The organism is Ilumatobacter sp. (genome assembly GCF_039969435.1).
Lineage (GTDB): Bacteria > Actinomycetota > Acidimicrobiia > Acidimicrobiales > Ilumatobacteraceae > Ilumatobacter_A.
The window spans coordinates 238,170-253,555 of the sequence record NZ_JBDVNU010000006.1; the positions used below are offsets into that span (position 1 = coordinate 238,170).

The 15,386-nt window shown below is 68.2% G+C and carries 16 protein-coding genes; 4 read left to right on the forward strand and 12 right to left on the reverse strand.

What is annotated here, in order from left to right; all coding sequences use genetic code 11:
- Positions 1-20 precede the first annotated feature (20 nt).
- Positions 21-431: a hypothetical protein gene (locus tag ABJK40_RS01975; protein WP_348478133.1), complete on the forward strand. Its 411-nt coding sequence runs from the start codon at positions 21-23 to the stop codon at positions 429-431.
- Between the two features lie 21 nt (positions 432-452).
- Here the strand turns inward: ABJK40_RS01975 and ABJK40_RS01980 are convergent, their stop codons facing one another.
- The 7 genes from ABJK40_RS01980 to ABJK40_RS02010 form a co-directional block, all read right to left on the reverse strand.
- Positions 453-1,871, reverse strand: coding sequence for an SEC-C domain-containing protein (locus ABJK40_RS01980; protein WP_348478134.1), 1,419 nt, complete (start codon positions 1,869-1,871; stop codon positions 453-455).
- On the reverse strand, positions 1,868-2,707 hold the full coding sequence (locus ABJK40_RS01985; protein WP_348478135.1) for a lysophospholipase: 840 nt from the start codon (positions 2,705-2,707) through the stop codon (positions 1,868-1,870). Before ABJK40_RS01985 ends, ABJK40_RS01980 begins: the two co-directional genes overlap by 4 nt.
- A gap of 205 nt (positions 2,708-2,912) precedes the next feature.
- Positions 2,913-3,449 (reverse strand): LemA family protein, encoded by a 537-nt coding sequence (locus ABJK40_RS01990; protein WP_348478136.1) that lies wholly within the window; start codon positions 3,447-3,449, stop codon positions 2,913-2,915.
- The gene (locus ABJK40_RS01995) at positions 3,437-4,213 is read right to left on the reverse strand and encodes a hypothetical protein (RefSeq protein WP_348478137.1); all 777 of its coding nucleotides are present in this window, start codon (positions 4,211-4,213) and stop codon (positions 3,437-3,439) included. Before ABJK40_RS01995 ends, ABJK40_RS01990 begins: the two co-directional genes overlap by 13 nt.
- Complete coding sequence (locus tag ABJK40_RS02000; RefSeq protein ID WP_348478138.1) at positions 4,210-5,244, reverse strand: hypothetical protein; 1,035 nt, start codon at positions 5,242-5,244, stop codon at positions 4,210-4,212. The genes ABJK40_RS01995 and ABJK40_RS02000 overlap by 4 nt, the downstream gene beginning before the upstream one ends.
- Positions 5,245-5,404: 160 nt before the next feature.
- Positions 5,405-6,583 (reverse strand): cation:proton antiporter, encoded by a 1,179-nt coding sequence (locus ABJK40_RS02005; protein WP_348478139.1) that lies wholly within the window; start codon positions 6,581-6,583, stop codon positions 5,405-5,407.
- Positions 6,584-6,650: 67 nt separating this feature from the next.
- On the reverse strand, positions 6,651-7,136 hold the full coding sequence (locus ABJK40_RS02010) for a TrkA C-terminal domain-containing protein (protein WP_348478140.1): 486 nt from the start codon (positions 7,134-7,136) through the stop codon (positions 6,651-6,653).
- A gap of 151 nt (positions 7,137-7,287) precedes the next feature.
- Between ABJK40_RS02010 and ilvD the strand changes: the two genes are divergently transcribed.
- Complete coding sequence (gene ilvD / locus ABJK40_RS02015; protein WP_348510130.1) at positions 7,288-8,997, forward strand: dihydroxy-acid dehydratase; 1,710 nt, start codon at positions 7,288-7,290, stop codon at positions 8,995-8,997.
- 302 nt (positions 8,998-9,299) lie between these two features.
- Here ilvD and ABJK40_RS02020 read toward each other — a convergent pair whose 3' ends face one another.
- A complete protein-coding gene (locus ABJK40_RS02020; RefSeq protein WP_348482095.1) occupies positions 9,300-10,634 on the reverse strand; it encodes an HNH endonuclease signature motif containing protein in 1,335 nt (444 codons plus the stop codon).
- A gap of 62 nt (positions 10,635-10,696) precedes the next feature.
- Entirely contained in the window at positions 10,697-11,755 is a 1,059-nt protein-coding gene (locus tag ABJK40_RS02025; RefSeq protein ID WP_348482097.1) for an aldo/keto reductase, read from the reverse strand.
- A gap of 55 nt (positions 11,756-11,810) precedes the next feature.
- On the opposite strand from ABJK40_RS02025, the gene ABJK40_RS02030 reads away from it, so the two are divergent.
- Positions 11,811-12,257: a MerR family transcriptional regulator gene (locus ABJK40_RS02030; RefSeq protein WP_348482099.1), complete on the forward strand. Its 447-nt coding sequence runs from the start codon at positions 11,811-11,813 to the stop codon at positions 12,255-12,257.
- A gap of 91 nt (positions 12,258-12,348) precedes the next feature.
- Here the strand turns inward: ABJK40_RS02030 and ABJK40_RS02035 are convergent, their stop codons facing one another.
- Both ABJK40_RS02035 and ABJK40_RS02040 read right to left on the reverse strand, forming a co-directional pair.
- The gene (locus tag ABJK40_RS02035) at positions 12,349-13,038 is read right to left on the reverse strand and encodes a type 1 glutamine amidotransferase domain-containing protein (protein WP_348482100.1); all 690 of its coding nucleotides are present in this window, start codon (positions 13,036-13,038) and stop codon (positions 12,349-12,351) included.
- A 160-nt stretch (positions 13,039-13,198) separates the two neighbouring features.
- Positions 13,199-13,720 carry a hypothetical protein gene (locus ABJK40_RS02040; RefSeq protein ID WP_348482102.1) on the reverse strand — a complete coding sequence of 174 codons (522 nt, stop codon included), beginning with the start codon at positions 13,718-13,720 and terminating at the stop codon, positions 13,199-13,201.
- Between the two features lie 87 nt (positions 13,721-13,807).
- On the opposite strand from ABJK40_RS02040, the gene ABJK40_RS02045 reads away from it, so the two are divergent.
- The gene (locus ABJK40_RS02045) at positions 13,808-13,993 is read left to right on the forward strand and encodes a hypothetical protein (RefSeq protein WP_348482104.1); all 186 of its coding nucleotides are present in this window, start codon (positions 13,808-13,810) and stop codon (positions 13,991-13,993) included.
- 88 nt (positions 13,994-14,081) lie between these two features.
- Here the strand turns inward: ABJK40_RS02045 and ABJK40_RS02050 are convergent, their stop codons facing one another.
- Positions 14,082-15,311: a serine hydrolase domain-containing protein gene (locus tag ABJK40_RS02050; RefSeq protein ID WP_348482106.1), complete on the reverse strand. Its 1,230-nt coding sequence runs from the start codon at positions 15,309-15,311 to the stop codon at positions 14,082-14,084.
- Positions 15,312-15,386: the final 75 nt, after the last annotated feature.

Below are 15,386 nucleotides of genomic sequence, written 5' to 3' on the forward strand. Positions count from 1 at the left end.
ACATCCGTGAGGTGCGGTCGATGAAGCCGTTGGCGATCTGGGCGGTCGGGGTCGTGGCGGCGTTCGCGGGACTCACCGCCGTGACCGGCGCGACGCGCGACACCGAGCAGGTCTTCGTCGTGGTCGACACCTCGCAACCGATGGTCGGTGTGCTGAATCGGGTTCCCCTGGAGCTCGATCGCATCGACGACCGGGAGCACACCGAGTTCGCGCTGGCGACGGTCGGCGCCACGTCGTCATCGATCCACGGGTATCAGTCGGACCTGGAGTGGGTGAGCACGGAGGCATTCAGACCGTGTTCGTTCGAGGGGATCAACGCCTTCCCCGATGCCTCGTCGGCAGACGAACGCATCCTCGTGACGAACGCACAGAGCATCGCCGACTGTTCGACCGACGAACTCGACGGTTGGACGGTCGTCGAACTCCGCTGAGCCACTTTTCACACGGAGGGCTCAGGGCGCGTCGTCGGGTTCTTCGTCTGCGCCGGTGTCGTCGGTGTCGTCGGTGTCGAGGCCGAGTTGCTGGGCCAGAGACTCCAGCTCGCCCGTGTCGAGGCTGCCGGCGAACATGTCCTGGATCTCGTCCTGGGTGGCCGCGACCTCGAAGAGTTGACCGATCGTGATCGCGACCGTCTCCAGCTTGCGTGTGGCGAATCCCTCGAGCATCGAGTCGGCCATGTCGTCGTTGATCGGCAGGAACCCACCGAACGCCCGGTACGTGTCGCCGACCGGTACGAGCCGTCCGATCAGCTTCCAGCCGGTGTCGAGCGGTTCGTCGGGGACGGTGTCGACCACCGTCATCCGTTCGCGCGTGGCGAGGTCGATCACGTCCATCGTCCCCGGTCGGGACCGGACGACCTCGTAGACGCTGCGGCTCGCATCGATCCAGCTCTGGACCATCTCGACCTCGTCGGCGGGAAGCAGCGACCGCTTCGCGCCGAGGAACCACGAGGCGACGCCACCCTCGAACAGTGCGAGGTCGATCGGCAGGTACGACTCGTGGACCATCGACCGCAGATCCTCCGAGGCGACCCCGTCGACGATGTCGTCGGCGATGACGGCAGGGAAGTTCGGGTTGTTGACCCCGATGAAGCGCATCAGCTTGACGTACAGCCACCCCGCCCGGTCCTCGAGGGGGTGCATCTCGTTGCCGAGGTGGCACTGCTTGTACTTCTTCCCGGATCCGCACGGGCACCGGTCGTTGCGGCCCGCCATCGGTCGCGGACGGATGGCGGCGAACGGGGCGATCTCCTCGGCCAGTTCGGCACCGAAACCGTCGTCGGCCGAGAAGGGGTCGAACTCGGTGTCGAGGTCGATCTCGACGTCGACGTCGGCTTCGCGCAACAGGTCACGCGCTGCCACGGGGTTGCCCCGGTCGGCCTCGATCGCAGCGAGCTCGCACAGCACGAGGTGGTGGCCGCTCGACCGAGCCGCTTCGAGCGTGGCGATCGCCTCGTCGGTGCGGGAGAACCAGGCGTGGTGCCGGGCCCGCAGCCAGGCGGCACCCGGACTCACGTCGTCCGCGATCGACTCGACGAGTCGATCGAGCGGGCGACCGAGAAGATCCTCGTCGGACCAGCGTGTCCACGCCGCTTCGGCCACGGCCCGGTCGTCGAGCGCGGCGATCACGGTGGCGGGGTCGACGTGCGCCTCGTCGGCGCCGTCGACGGTGACGCTGTCGACGAGCGCCTGGAAGGCGTCGGCCTGATCGGCATCGAGCCCGAACTCGATGGTCGCGCGGTGCACCCGCTCGACCGAGTCGTCCGAGTCGGGGTCGTCGGGAGCGGGGTCGTCGGGAGCGGGGTCGTCCGTCAGAGCCTGGTCGTCGTCGGTCAGGGGGTCGTCGGTCCGACCCTGGTCGTCGTCGGTCATGTCGTGGATCCTTCCGACGTTGCGAGTTGCGCCCCGAGCCACGCGACGACCTCGCCGATCACGTCGTCACGTTCGGGTTCGTTGAAGCACTCGTGACGCAGCCCCGGCCAGACGCGGCGGGTCACGTTGGGAAGCGACTCGAGTGGCTCGGAGGCTGACGCGGGCACGAGTGCATCGTCGGCGCCGTGCAACACGTAGGTCGGGATGCGGAGCCGATCGAGCGACGTGCCCACGGCCTTCATCGTGTTCAGGATCTCGCGTCCGAGCCGTGCCGTCGAAGCGGGAACGCGCAGTGGGTCGCTCTCGTAGTCCTGCTGGACCCGAACGTCCCGGGACAGGAGGTTGCCGTCGAAGTCGGCCGGGACCTTCATCTTCGGGAAGAGCGTGCCCAGCAGCGGAGCCCCGGCTCGCTGCCACCCCGGCAACTCCGCCGCGAGGGCGGGAGCGGACAGCACGGCGAGGTCGGGCTGTGGACGGTCGCTGACGAGATAGGCCGTGACGACCAGGCCACCGAGCGAGTGCCCCAGCAGGATCACCGGCACACCGAGTTCGCGACGGTCGGCGATCAGGGGCTCGATGTCGGTGAGGAAGTCGCCGAAGGAGTCGACGTAGGCCCGAGGTCCGCCCGATCGGCCGAACCCGCGCTGATCGTGCGCGAGCACGTCGATCCCCGCAGCGGCGAACGCCACCCCGACGTGTTCGTAGCGCTGGGCGTGCTCCCCGATCCCGTGCACCAGCACCATCGCCGCTCGAGGTTCACCTGTCGGAGACCACCGACGCCGGAACTGATCGAGTCCGTCGTGGGTCGTGGCCGTCGCAGTCGTCGATTCGATCACGCAGGAAAGCTACCCACCACGGATCGAGCCTCCTGTCCCGGTGGGCGACCGGTGGCGGAAGGGCGTCTGCCGCGGTCGCCGCCAGTGCGCCCCTCGGCGACTCGACGATGTGCCGACGCAGGTACGGAGGGCTCGCGTCGGCGACAGGGGAGAGGAGGATTCCCGTGGTGGGCCCCGACGCACACGTGCAGGACGCGGCGCGACGTCAACGTTCACCGAAGTACGAACCCCGTTCGATTCCGTGCACTCCGGCCACGACGTTCGAGGGGAACGCCTCGGTCCGCCGGTTGAGTTCGGCGACCTTCAGGTTGTGGAAGCGTCGCGCTGCACTGATCCGGTCCTCGGTGATGGCGAGGTCGTGTTGGAGTCGCAGGAAGTTGGCCTGGGCGTTCAGCTGTGGGTACAACTCGCGGAGTGCGACGACCGCTCGGGCCGATGCCGCGAGTTCGTCCTCGGGACCCGATCGCGCGGCAGCGCTGCGCTCGACGGCCGATGCCGCACGCTCGCGGGCGACCAGTTCGTCGAGGATCCGGCGCTCGTGCACCGCAGCGGCCTGCACGCTGTGGACGAGCGCGGGGATCAGGTCGTGACGACGCTGGAGTTCGAGGTCGACGACCGCCCAGGCGTCCGCGACCGTCTGGCGCGCCTGGACCAGTCCGTTGTAGGAGATCAGGTAGGTCGCACCGGTGAGCACGAGCAGCAGGAGCGCACCGACGACGAGGACGGCGATCACGTCGGCCACGGAGGAGACTGCTCGGTGATCGGATGGAGCGAGGTGAGCACGTCGGGAAACTGGTCGGGCACGCTGCGCGCCCAGTCGAGGAACCCGAACTGGGCGTCGATCGCCATCCGCTTCGAGATGCACAGCAACCACGGGCCCCACAACTCGAAGGTGACCGAACCCGGGCCGTTGGGGATGTGCTCGAGCAGCCAGTCGATCGCGCTGCTGTCGAGGAGCGTGATCGCGAAGCGCTCGTCGTCGCTGGTGATCCGGTAGACGTCGTTGAACCGGACCGACTCGGTTTCGATGTCACGGATCCCCAGCCGCTGGCCGAGTGTGCTGAAGAAGTTCTCGGTGGCGATCTTGGTGTACGGAGCGTCGAAGGGGAGCGCGACCAGGGCACACGTCCGTCTGTGGGTCGTCTGGTTCTTCCCGCTTCCGGTGGTGTACGTGTAGTCGAAGACCGAGTCCGTGGATCCGGGACGCCACAACTGGTTGGTCACCTTGCGGCTGTGTCCGGTACCGAACGCGTCGAAGCGCTGGGGCGGTGGACCCTTCGTGCTCGCGTCGATGAGGAACCCGTAGTGAGCCGCGAGTGCGATGGCGCGAGCGCGCTGTCGGGCGGCGATGCGTTGGCCTCGGATGATCAGGAACACGACGAGGGCGACCACAGCGCCGAACATGAGGGTCGGAACGACCGCGACCAGGAATCCGAATCCGCTGTTCACCGAATCACCGGCGTCGCTCGCCGCGAGGTACACGTCGACCGTCGAGCGACGGTTCACGGGAGAACGGGAAACCGCTGGTAGGTGTCGATCAACAGATCGACGATGTCGGGCAGGTACGGCGACGCGTCACTGCCGATCAGACCGCGGTCACGCAGGTCGTCGACCAGGCGCCGCTCGATCTCGGCGATGGTGAGCGAGCCCCGCGCCGCCTCGAACGCAACCGCGTCGTCCGCGTCGTCGAAGCAGTACGCCTTCCACGAGATCGAGATGCGGACCTCGTCGGTGCCGTACCGACGCAGTTCGTCGCCCGACGGAGACGCCATCACCCAGGCCGAACCGTCGTGCTGCAGGGTGGCGCCTGCCACGATCTCGACCGGAGCGGGCTCGTCGGGCGCACCGACGCGCTCCACGCCGTGGTACCGGGAGTCGGTGTCGAGCACCAGCGCGGTGTTGTGCGACGGTTCGAAGCGGTGACACGGCATGTCGGGTCCGTGTGGATAGTGGCGCAACGCTCCGCCAGGTGCGTGACCGAAGTAGGTGATGCCGGTGGCGATCGGCACGCGCAGGTCCTCGAACAGACCCGACGCGCGCATGATCACCAGCAGCCACTGTGGCGTGATCGACCGGTCGGCGCCGGCGAACTCGGGCACGTCGATGTGGATCGCGAGTTCCTGACCCGGGACCAGCAGGTTGAGGTAGAGGATCGCAGGCTCCACGACCGGCTTGGCGTGGACGTCGCGCGCGGCGTCGTACAGGGCGGGCAACGTGTCGAGCACCTCGAACCCCGGCGCGACGACCCGCCCGCCCTGCATCAACGTGGATCGGAAGTAGCCGGTCCGCCGGATCAGGGTCGTCGGTGGTTCGCTGACGCCGAGGTACCCGCCGGTGGCGACGTAGTTGCGCGCGGCGTCGTACCGTTCCGTCACACCCGATTCCAGCGGGCCGTTCGAGCGTTCGGCGGCGTACAAGCCGTACGGGCCGCCGTCGAGGACCGCACGGTTGATGGCCTCGGCGTCGGCCGGAGCGAGCAGCGGGTCGATCTCCACGGAGGTGGTGGCGAGCGCAGCGGTGGTCAGCAGGTCGGTCACGCGTCGCATTCTTCCACCGATCGACGAGCGGTTCCCGTCTGGGCAGCCTCCGTTCGGAGGCGGCGGACGCCCGTCACGCAGGCGAGGTGTGCCGATCGGACCGGCCCCGGCCGGCGTGCCGAGCAGACCGGTCGACGAGCAGACCGGTCGACGTCGAAGGTCAGTGAGCGAGACGGCCGAGGGGGATCCGGTCGGCGAAGCGCGCCACGACCGGACCGACCACGGCGGTGATCAACACGTACCCCGCGGCGAGGGCACCGAGTTCGGGGCCGTCGGCGAGACCGGCACCGAGCGCAGCGATCACGATGGAGAACTCGCCACGCGCCATCAGTGCGGTGCCCACACGGAGTCGACCCCGGGGTCCGGCACCCACCCGCCGGCCGGCGTACCAACCGGTGACCACCTTGGTCATCATCGAGACCACGGCGAGAGCACAGGCCGGGAGTGCGGCGGAGAACAGGTCGGCGGGGTCGATCTGGAACGAGAAGAACACGAAGAACGTCGCGGCGAACAGGTCCTGCAGCGGGCTCATCAGGCGCTCGGCACGCTCGGCCACCGGTCCGGACAGCGCGAGTCCCACCAGGAACGCGCCGATCGCCCCCGACACCTCGAGCGACTGGGCGCCCCCGGCGACGAGCAGGGTCACGCCGAACACGGCGAGCAGCAACGACTCGTCGGACCCGCCTCCGAGCAGGGTCGTGAACCTCCGCCCGAACCGCAGAGCGGCGAACAGGATCACGACCACCGTGACCAATGCGATCCCGACGCTCGTGGAGATCTCGGCCGCGGTGCCCCCGACGATCAGAGCCGCCACGACCGGCAGGTAGATCGCCATGGCGAGGTCTTCGATCACCAACAGGTTGAGGATCGCCGGCGTCTCGCGGTTGGCGAGTCGTCCGAGGTCGGCGAGCACCTTGGAGATGATGCCGCTGGAGGAGATCCACGTCACCCCGCCGAGCAGCACCGCGGCGAGCGGCTGCCACCCGAGGAGCAGGCCGAGGCCGACGCCGGGGAGCGCGTTGGCGACCATGTCGAGCAGTCCGGGTGGGACGCCGGTCCGCAATCCGGAACGCAGCTCGGACTCGCTGTACTCCAGCCCGAGCGTGAAGAGCAGGAGCAGCACGCCGATCTCCGCAGCGAGCGAGATGAAGTCCTCGCTCACGCTGACCTCGGCGATGCCTCCTTCGCCGAACGCCAGGCCGGCGACGAGATAGAGCGGGACGGCCGTGATGCCGATCCGCCCGGCGACGCGGGACAGCGCGGCGAGACCGAGCGCCACGGCACCGATCTCGAGGAAGGCCAGTGCCGCCTCCGAGCTCCCGGCGGCGAGCAGGCTCACGATGCGACCCTCATCGGCCGGTCAACCGACAGTCGTTCCCGGGCATGGGCGTCTGGGCGTGTGGACTTCAGTTGCCGGCGATCAGATCGGTCAGGGCCGAGAGTCCGTCGGACGTTCCGGCTGCGACGACGGTGTCGCCGTGGGCGATGAGGAAGTCCGGATCAGGCGCCGGATGAGCGGTCGCGCCGCGGATGACGGCCACGATCGAGGCCCCGGTCTTCGTCCGGTACGCACCCTGCCCGATGGTGACGCCGACGGCGGGCGAGGTCGAACTGATCGGCAGCCATTCGATCCCGAGTCCTTCGATCTCCTGGGTGACCACGCCGATCGCTTCGGTGACCCGGCTCGCTCCGAGGAGTTCGGTCAGCGTGCGGGTGTCCCCCGCCGAGAAACTGATCTGGGCGCTGCACCGATCGGGATCCGCCGAGTCGTACACGACGATGTCGCGTCGCCCGTCACGATGGACGAGGACGCCGACGTCTCGTCCGTCGTCGGTCGTGAAGTCGTGTTTGACGCCGATCCCCGGCAGGTTCGTCTCTCGAACGGTGGCCATGTCCCCATTGTGTCGGATCGGACGCGACAAGGCTCCTGCGGGTCGGGCGCCGGTCGCGGCACCGGCGGTGTCGGTGTCGGTGTCGGTGTCGCCGGGACTGGTGTGCGGAGCACCAGGTTCTGCGTGGAGACCCCCCACTACTCTGAGCCCCATGTCACCGGACACGCCCAACACCCCTGTCGACGTCAAGCCACGTTCTCGTGACGTCACCGACGGCATGCAGAAGGCACCGTCGCGGTCGATGCTGCGTGCGATCGGCATGGGTGACGACGACTGGGAGAAGCCCCAGGTGGGGATCGCCTCGGCCTGGAACGAGGTCACGCCGTGCAACATGACACTGCGCAAGCTGGCCGAGCACACCAAGGCGGGCATCTTCGCCGCCGGTGGCTTCGGGATGGAGTTCGGGACGATCACCGTGTCCGACGGAATCTCCATGGGCCACGAAGGCATGCGCGCCTCGCTCGTGTCACGTGAAGTGATCACCGACTCGGTCGAGACCGTGATGCACGCCGAACGCCTCGACGGCTTCGTCGGGCTCGCCGGCTGCGACAAGTCGATCCCGGGCATGCTCATGGCCGCTGCCCGACTCGACCTCGCCTCGGTGTTCGTCTACAACGGCTCGATCATGCCCGGCGAGCACAACGGCAAGGCGCTCGACATCACCTCGGTGTTCGAAGCCGTCGGAGCCCACGCTGCGGGCACGATCGACGACGCCGAACTGCACGCGATCGAGGTCAAGGCGTGCCCCGGTGAAGGCGCATGTGGCGGCATGTTCACGGCGAACACGATGAGCTCGATCGCTGAAGCGCTGGGCATGTCGCTCCCCGGCTCGGCATCGCCGCCCGCCATCGACTCGCGCCGTGAAGTCGATGCGCGTGCGGCCGGTGAGGCCGTGGTCAGGCTCCTCGAGCGCGGCATCACGGCGCGCCAGATCATGACCAAGCCCGCATTCGAGAACGCCATCGCACTGACCTCGGCACTCGGCGGATCCACGAATGCGGTGCTCCATCTGCTCGCGATCGCCAACGAGGCCGGTGTCGACCTGAGTCTCGACGACTTCAACCGCATCGCGGACAAGGTGCCCCACATCGCCGACATGACGCCCGGCGGCAGGTTCCACATGAGCGACCTGGACAAGGTCGGTGGGGTGCCCGGCGTGCTCAAGCACCTGCTCGACAACGGGATGATCGACGGGTCCTGCCTGACGGTCACCGGCAAGACCATGGCCGAGAACCTGTCGGAGATGGACCTCGCCGAACCCGACGGCGTGGTCGTGCACCCGGTCAGCGCTCCGATCCACAGCGAAGGTGGCATCAACATCCTCTCGGGATCGCTCGCTCCGCTGGGTTCCGTCGTCAAGGTCGCCGGCCTCACCGCCGAGCAGATGCACTTCGAAGGTCCGGCGCGCGTCTACGACGACGAGTCGTTCGCGATGGAGGCGATCCTGGCCGGTGGGATCAACGCGGGTGACGTGATCGTGATCCGCTACGAAGGCCCCAAGGGTGGACCGGGAATGCGTGAGATGTTGGCCATTACCGGTGCGCTCAAGGGTGCGGGCCGCGGCGGCGACTGTGCACTCATCACCGACGGTCGTTTTTCGGGCGGCACGTGGGGGTTCTGCATCGGACACGTCGCACCCGAGGCCACCGACGGCGGGCCGATCGCGTTCGTCGAGGAGGGCGACGTCATCCGGATCGACGTCGCCACCAAGGCACTCGATCTCCTGGTCGACGAAGCGACGCTCGCCGCCCGCCGGGAGGGCTGGTCACCGAATCCGCCCCGCTACACCACGGGTGTGCTCGGAAAGTACGCCCGCCTCGTGCAGGGCGCCGAGACCGGGGCGATCACCAACCCGCTCTGAGAGCGATTCGCGCTGCGCTGCGACGCGTCACACGACCTCGTTCCGGCGGCTTCGTTCCGGCGGCTTCGTTCCGGCGACCTCGATCCGGCGACCTCGATCCGACGACCTCGTCCCGACGAGTCGCCCCGCCGCCAGTCGCGTGGCTCGTCAGCCGAGGATCGCTGCGCCGATGATGAGTCAGCCGACGAGTCGCCTCGCCGCCAATCGCGCGCCCGCGTCAGCCGAGGATCGTCGAGCCAGAGTTCGTTTCGCAGACGGGCAGCGTGACTCCGGCGATCAGATGCGCGTCGGTCGCCCCGCCCTCAGGCGGCATTGCGACTCGGCGGTCCGGTCGACATCACCTTTCCGTCAGGCAGCGTGATCGAGAGTTCGCGATTCGGCCCGAGTTCGACGAGCCACTCGTCGGCGTGGAGCCTGCTGTGGTGCTGGGCGCAGATGGGCAGCAGATTGCTCAGATCTGTGAGACCACCGTTGCGCCACCAGACGACGTGATGGATCTTGCACCGGTCGAACCCGACCGCGCATCCCGGAACCGCGCACCCTCGGTAGAGACCTCGCAGCGCTCGCCGCTGATCACGACTCGCGAGTCGGGTGCTCCGACCCAGGTTCATCGTGCCCGGAGCGTGGAGCACGACGCCGTTGCGAACCACGACACCGACCACCTCGGCGCCTGCAGCGAGTTCGGCGAGCACGCGGTACGGCACCTCGACCGGGATGGGCCATTCGACACTCGAGTCCGTCGACCGTCCTCCGCACTCGCACGTGGCCGGTGCGTCGACGTCGATCACCGCGAGCACCGCACCAGATCGCGCCGACCCACGTCCGATCGGTGTCGGACCGTTCGACCGGCGGTCGCCACCGGGCTCGGCGCCACCCATCTGATCGCCACCGTTCGCATTCGCATTCGCACTCGCACCGGTCGCCGTGCCACCGGTCAGCAGCCGTGCCAGCGCGTGCGCCCGGAGGAACTTGTCCTTCTCGAGCGGGTCCGACGGACACAGTTCCGGTACCTGTTCGGTGAACAGCGACTCGACCGCATCGTTCAATCGCGAGGACATCCCGATCCCCGCGACCGGATCGAACCGCCCGCGCAGGTTCCACATCCCGTCGTCGTCGGTCCACGTGCTCAACCGTGTGTCGCGCCGCTGACGAATCAGACGGGCCTCGCCGTCGTCGGAGCGCATCCGCGTGATCTCCAGGTTCAGCCGCCGGGTGAACTCGGCGACCGTTGCCGCTGCAGCGACGTCGGCGAGCGACTCGGCCCGATCGACGAACGCCTGACGCTGCTCCGGCTCCAGCCGCTTGGACCCACGCGTGATCGCGTCGACATGACCGACGGTGATCGAACCGTGCTCCAGGGCCTCGGCGATCGACGGAGCGCCGGCGATGGTGTCCGCTCGCTCCTTGATCTTCGAAGCGTCGGACAGAGAGCCCCGCGAGACCTCGGCGATCGCTGCCTCGGGGAACGAATCGAGCGAGGCGAGGAGCCCGACGAGGGCAGCGTTCTGGGCATCGGCCCAGCCCGAGATCTCGCGCACCGCGACCATGGCGGACCTGACAGCCGCCGCATCGCCTCGTGATCGAGCACGCACGTCGGCGATGTGCCGTGCACGATCGGCGAGGGCTGCGGGAGTCATGAGTCCAGTATGACGAAGGGGTACTCCAGAGTTTCGACGGCGTGGACGGCGCGCCGCCCGTGTCAGGCTGACGAGGCAGTGCCGAGGCGCTTCCAGACGTCCACGTCGCAGAAGTCCTCGATCATCCCGTACGGGTACGGCGGCAGATGGGTCGCCGACACCGAAGTGAGTCGTCCGAGTTCGGCGTCGGACAGCACCAGGTCCGCAGCAGCGAGATTGTCGTTCAACTGCTCGGCGGTACGGGCGCCGAGCAGCACCGATGCGACGCCCGGCCGGGAGAGCAGCCATGCGATCGCCACGTGCCCGGGCGACCGGCTGTGTTCGTCGGCGATCGACATGACCTCGTCCAGGATCCGCCAGGTCCTCTCCGTGTTGCGCACGTCGTAGGCCTCCACCCCGCGTTCGGGGTCGTCGCCCAGCCGAGTGTTCCCCGTCGGTCGCTGCCCTCGGTCGTACTTGCCAGTCAGCCAACCGCCTCCGAGCGGCGACCACGGCGCGATGCCGAGACCCGCCTCGAGGCAGCACGGCAACACCTCGAGCTCGATGCCCCGGTCGATCAGGTTGTACTGCGGTTGGACCGCGACAGGCGGGACGAAGTCGCCCAGCGTCGCCGTCGTGATGATCCGCTGGAGCTGCCAACCGGTCACGTTGGACCATGCGATGTGGTGGATCTTGCCTGCTCGGACCAACGACGTCAGAGCGTCGAGCGTTTCCTCGATCGGGGTGAAGTCGTCCCAGCCGTGGACGAAGTAGACGTCGATCGCGTCGAGTCCGAGACGGCGCAGACTCCGGTCGACCGATCGATGAATGCTTCGTCGCGATGCGCCGTGTGAGCCTGCGGGAGGAGCGAATCGACCCTTCGTGGCGACGATCAGGTCGTCGACACCGCCACGTGCCGCCGCCCATCGGCCGATGATCTCCTCGGACGCGCCGTCGCCGTAGACGTCGGCGGTGTCGACGAACGTTCCGCCCGCCTCGACGAACTCGTCCAATTGGCGGCGGGCGACCGACTCGTCGGTTTCGACGCCGAACGTCATCGTCCCGAGCGCGAGCCGGGAGACGATCGGTCCGCCGGGTCCGAGTTCGCATGTCGGCAGTGAGGTCTCGTGCGAAGTGGTCATGGATCCCATCCAACATCCTGGAGCGCGCTCCAGGTCAAGCGATACCGTGGACATCGTGTCAAGCCCGACCGAGAGCGTGCACCACGACGCGATGTTCTCGATCGGCGAGGTGAGCTGCCGGACGGGCGTGAGCATCGACACGCTGCGCTACTACGAGCGAGCCGGGCTGATGCCCGAGGTGGCCCGGGGCGCATCTGGCCAGCGGCGCTACTCCGACGACGATTGTGGGTGGATCACGTTCATCCGCCGTCTCCGCGCCACGGCCATGCCGATCAGCGAGATCGCCCGGTACACCGCTCTCGTCCGCAACGACGAGGGCACACCGGAGCAACGGCGCACCGTGCTGGTTCGACATCGCGACCGGATTCGTGACGCGATCGATGAACTCCACGTCGCGCTTGGCGTGATCGACAGCAAGATCGAGCACTACGACGCAGCCGAGCGAGGTGTCGACCTCGACTGTTCGCAGGATGCAATCACCTCGGTGCGCCTCGTCGATTGAACACGCAGGCGCGTGGGCCGAGTCGACGCGGTCGCAGCGGCACTGCCGACCGCAGGGACTGCTCTCGGCGACGCGGGACGGAGCGATCGAGTCAGACGTCGGCGACGGCCACCGCTTGGACGGCACGGACGGCAGCGACCACAGCGGTCGCCACGCCCGTGGCGCTCGGCGGATTCTGGCCGGTCACGAGACGACCGTCGACGACGACGTTCTCCTCGAAGTCGGGTCCGGCTCGGTGGTCGGCTCCGGCGGCCTTCAACTCGTCCTCCAGGAGGAACGGGACGACGTCGGACAGGTCCATGCCGTACTCCTCCGCATTCGTGAAACCGGCGACACGCTTGCCGGCGATCAGCTTCTCGCCGTCGATCTCGATGTTCAGCAGACCGGCCGGGCCGTGGCACACGGCTGCGACCACGCCGCCGTCGGTGTAGATCGACGAGGCGATCGCCGACAGTTCGTCGTTGTCCGGGAAGTCCCACATCGTGCCGTGGCCACCGACGTAGAAGATGGCGTCGAAGTCGGACGCGTCGACCGCGTCGGGGGTCAGGGTGTCGGGGCCCTTGTCGCCGAACTCCTCGAGGAACGCGACGTTGGTCGCGTCGTCGAGGTCCTTGCCGTCGATCGGCGCGAAGCCACCGTCCGGCGACATCCACGTCATGCCATAGTCGGCGCCGCTGAACACCTTCCAGGGATGCGCCGCTTCGGAGAGGTACCAGCCGGTGGACTTGCCGGTGTCGCCGAGGGCTTCGTGGCTGCTGAGGACCATCAGGATCTGAGTCATGGACGAGTCGTGCCCGGTGGACTCGGAGCGAAACGATCCGACCGGGTCGCCCATGTCACGTCCGGCGCGCAACCGGGGCGGTGGCCGCGACGCACGTGCGTCGCGACCACGCCCTGGAACGAACGTCGGGCCCCGATCGGGTGTCGGGCGCCGTGAGGCGTCAGAAACCTCGGGTGTTGAGGACGCGCGTGGCCGACCCGTCGGCGTTGAGCGGCACGAACACCCCGGCCTTCATGTAGCCGGCGACGTCGAGGAGTACCTGGGTGGCACCGCTGGAGTACACACAGATCCGCCCGTCGGCTCCGGCCGGAACGATCGTGCCGTTGGCGACGTTCGCCCCGGCCCGGAAGTTGACCGTCGAGTTCAGCGTCGGGTCTGCCGTGGCGCTCGAGGGGAAGACGTTCAGGAACCCGTTGGCGTTGAGCACGACCGATTCACCCGCCTGTGCCGACGTGGCGACGCAACGACTGTCGAACGCGCGAGAGGCTCCACCTTCGGTGGGGAGGAGGTTCGCGGGAGCGATCCAGCCGGCGACGTCGGCGATGATCTCGACCTTGGCGCTGTTGTATGCGCAGACCTCTCCGTCGAGGACCGGCGTGATCACCGAGTTCGCCACCGCTGCTCCCGGAGCGAAGTTGACGCTCGACGTCGCGCGCGGCTCGGCGTCCGGGCCCGGGCGCATGGAAGTTGAGGTAGCCGATGCCGCCCGGTGGACGACTCCCCACAGGCCACGACCATCCGGACGGGTGACCGTGCGTACGATGAGGTCATGGCAACGTCGACGGGCCGATCCCTCCTCGCCACGATCGTCGGGTGGATCGTGGTGGCGTTGGTCGTCTGGTTCCTGTTCGGCTGGGTCCTCGCAGCATTGCGAGCCGTGCTCCGGATCATCGTGATCCTCGTGGTGATCGGAGCGCTCGCCGCTCTGTACTTCAAGCTGCGCGGCGACGACTGACGATCGTTCCGGTCACTCCGCCCGCCGACCACGTCGGTGCCGGGGCCCGACACGGACCCCCACGCCGGAGTCGTGGACCGAGCCGGGCTCAGTCGACGAGGGCCTGGTACACCAGCTGCTGGAGCTGCGGGCGGATCGGGTACGTGCTCGACGGGAGGAGCTGTGTCAGGAACAGGGCGGTGATCTCCTCGGCCGGATCGTTCCAGAAGACCGTGCTGGCTGCGCCGCCCCACGAGTACGAGCCCTTCGATCCGGGCACCTTGTTCGCCGCCGGGTCGAGGACGACCGAGAACCCGAGTCCGAATCCCACACCGTCGAACGTCGTCTCGGCGAAGAGCGGCCGCCCGTACTCCTCGAGGTCGGCGTCACCCGGGAGGTGGTTCGTCGTCATGTAGTCCACCGTGCGCGACCCGAGGATGCGGGCACCGTCGAGTTCGCCGCCGTTCATCAACATCTGGGTGAAGCGCAGGTAGTCGGCGGCGGTGCCGCACAACCCACCGCCACCGCCGAGCATGTCGGGCTTCTCCGTCAACGCCGGCGCGGGCATCTTCGCGGCCTTCTTCGTGGCGGGGTTGCGGTAGTACAACTCGGCGAAACGGTCGCGTCGGTCGCCGGGGACCCAGAACGCGGTGTCGGTCATGCCGAGCGGCTCGAAGACGCGTTCCTGCAGGAACACGTCGAGGGGCTGACCCGAGACGACCTCCACCACCCGTCCGAGCACGTCGGTCGACACGCCGTAGTTCCATTCGCTGCCCGGCTGGAAGACGAGGGGCAACGCCGCCCACCGATCGCAGCACGAGGCCAGGTCGAGTCCGGCCGGGATGCCCCACTCGAAGCCGTCGTTGCGGTACATCGCGTCGGTCGCGTGAGAGTTGTGGAAGCCGTAGGTGAGTCCCGACGTGTGGGTGAGGAGGTGCCAGATGCGCATCGGCTCGGTCTGCGGCTCGGTCAGCGGCGCCTGGAACGAGCCGCTCCGGTAGACCGGCGTGTCGGCGAACGACGGGATGAACTTGGACACCGGGTCCTTCAACTGGAAGCGGCCCTCCTCGTGCAGGATCATCGCTGCCACCGACGTGATCGGCTTCGACATCGAGTACATCCGGGCGATCGTGTCCGGTGCCCAGTCGGCGCCCGACTCGAGGTCGCGCTTTCCGTAGGTCGAGTGGTGCGCGAGTCGGCCATGACGCATCACGGCGACCTGCCATCCCGCGAGGCGTCCGTCGTCCACGTACTCCGCGAAGTGGTCGTCGATGCGCTGCAGTCGGGTGGGGTCGAACCCCAGAGTCGACGGGTCGGCGGCGGTCGGCATGTCGGTCATGTCCGTCAGCCTCTCAAATGCGAGCCCCCGCAGCCGCACCCGTGCGCATCGCACGGTGGGGACGGATCGTGCGGC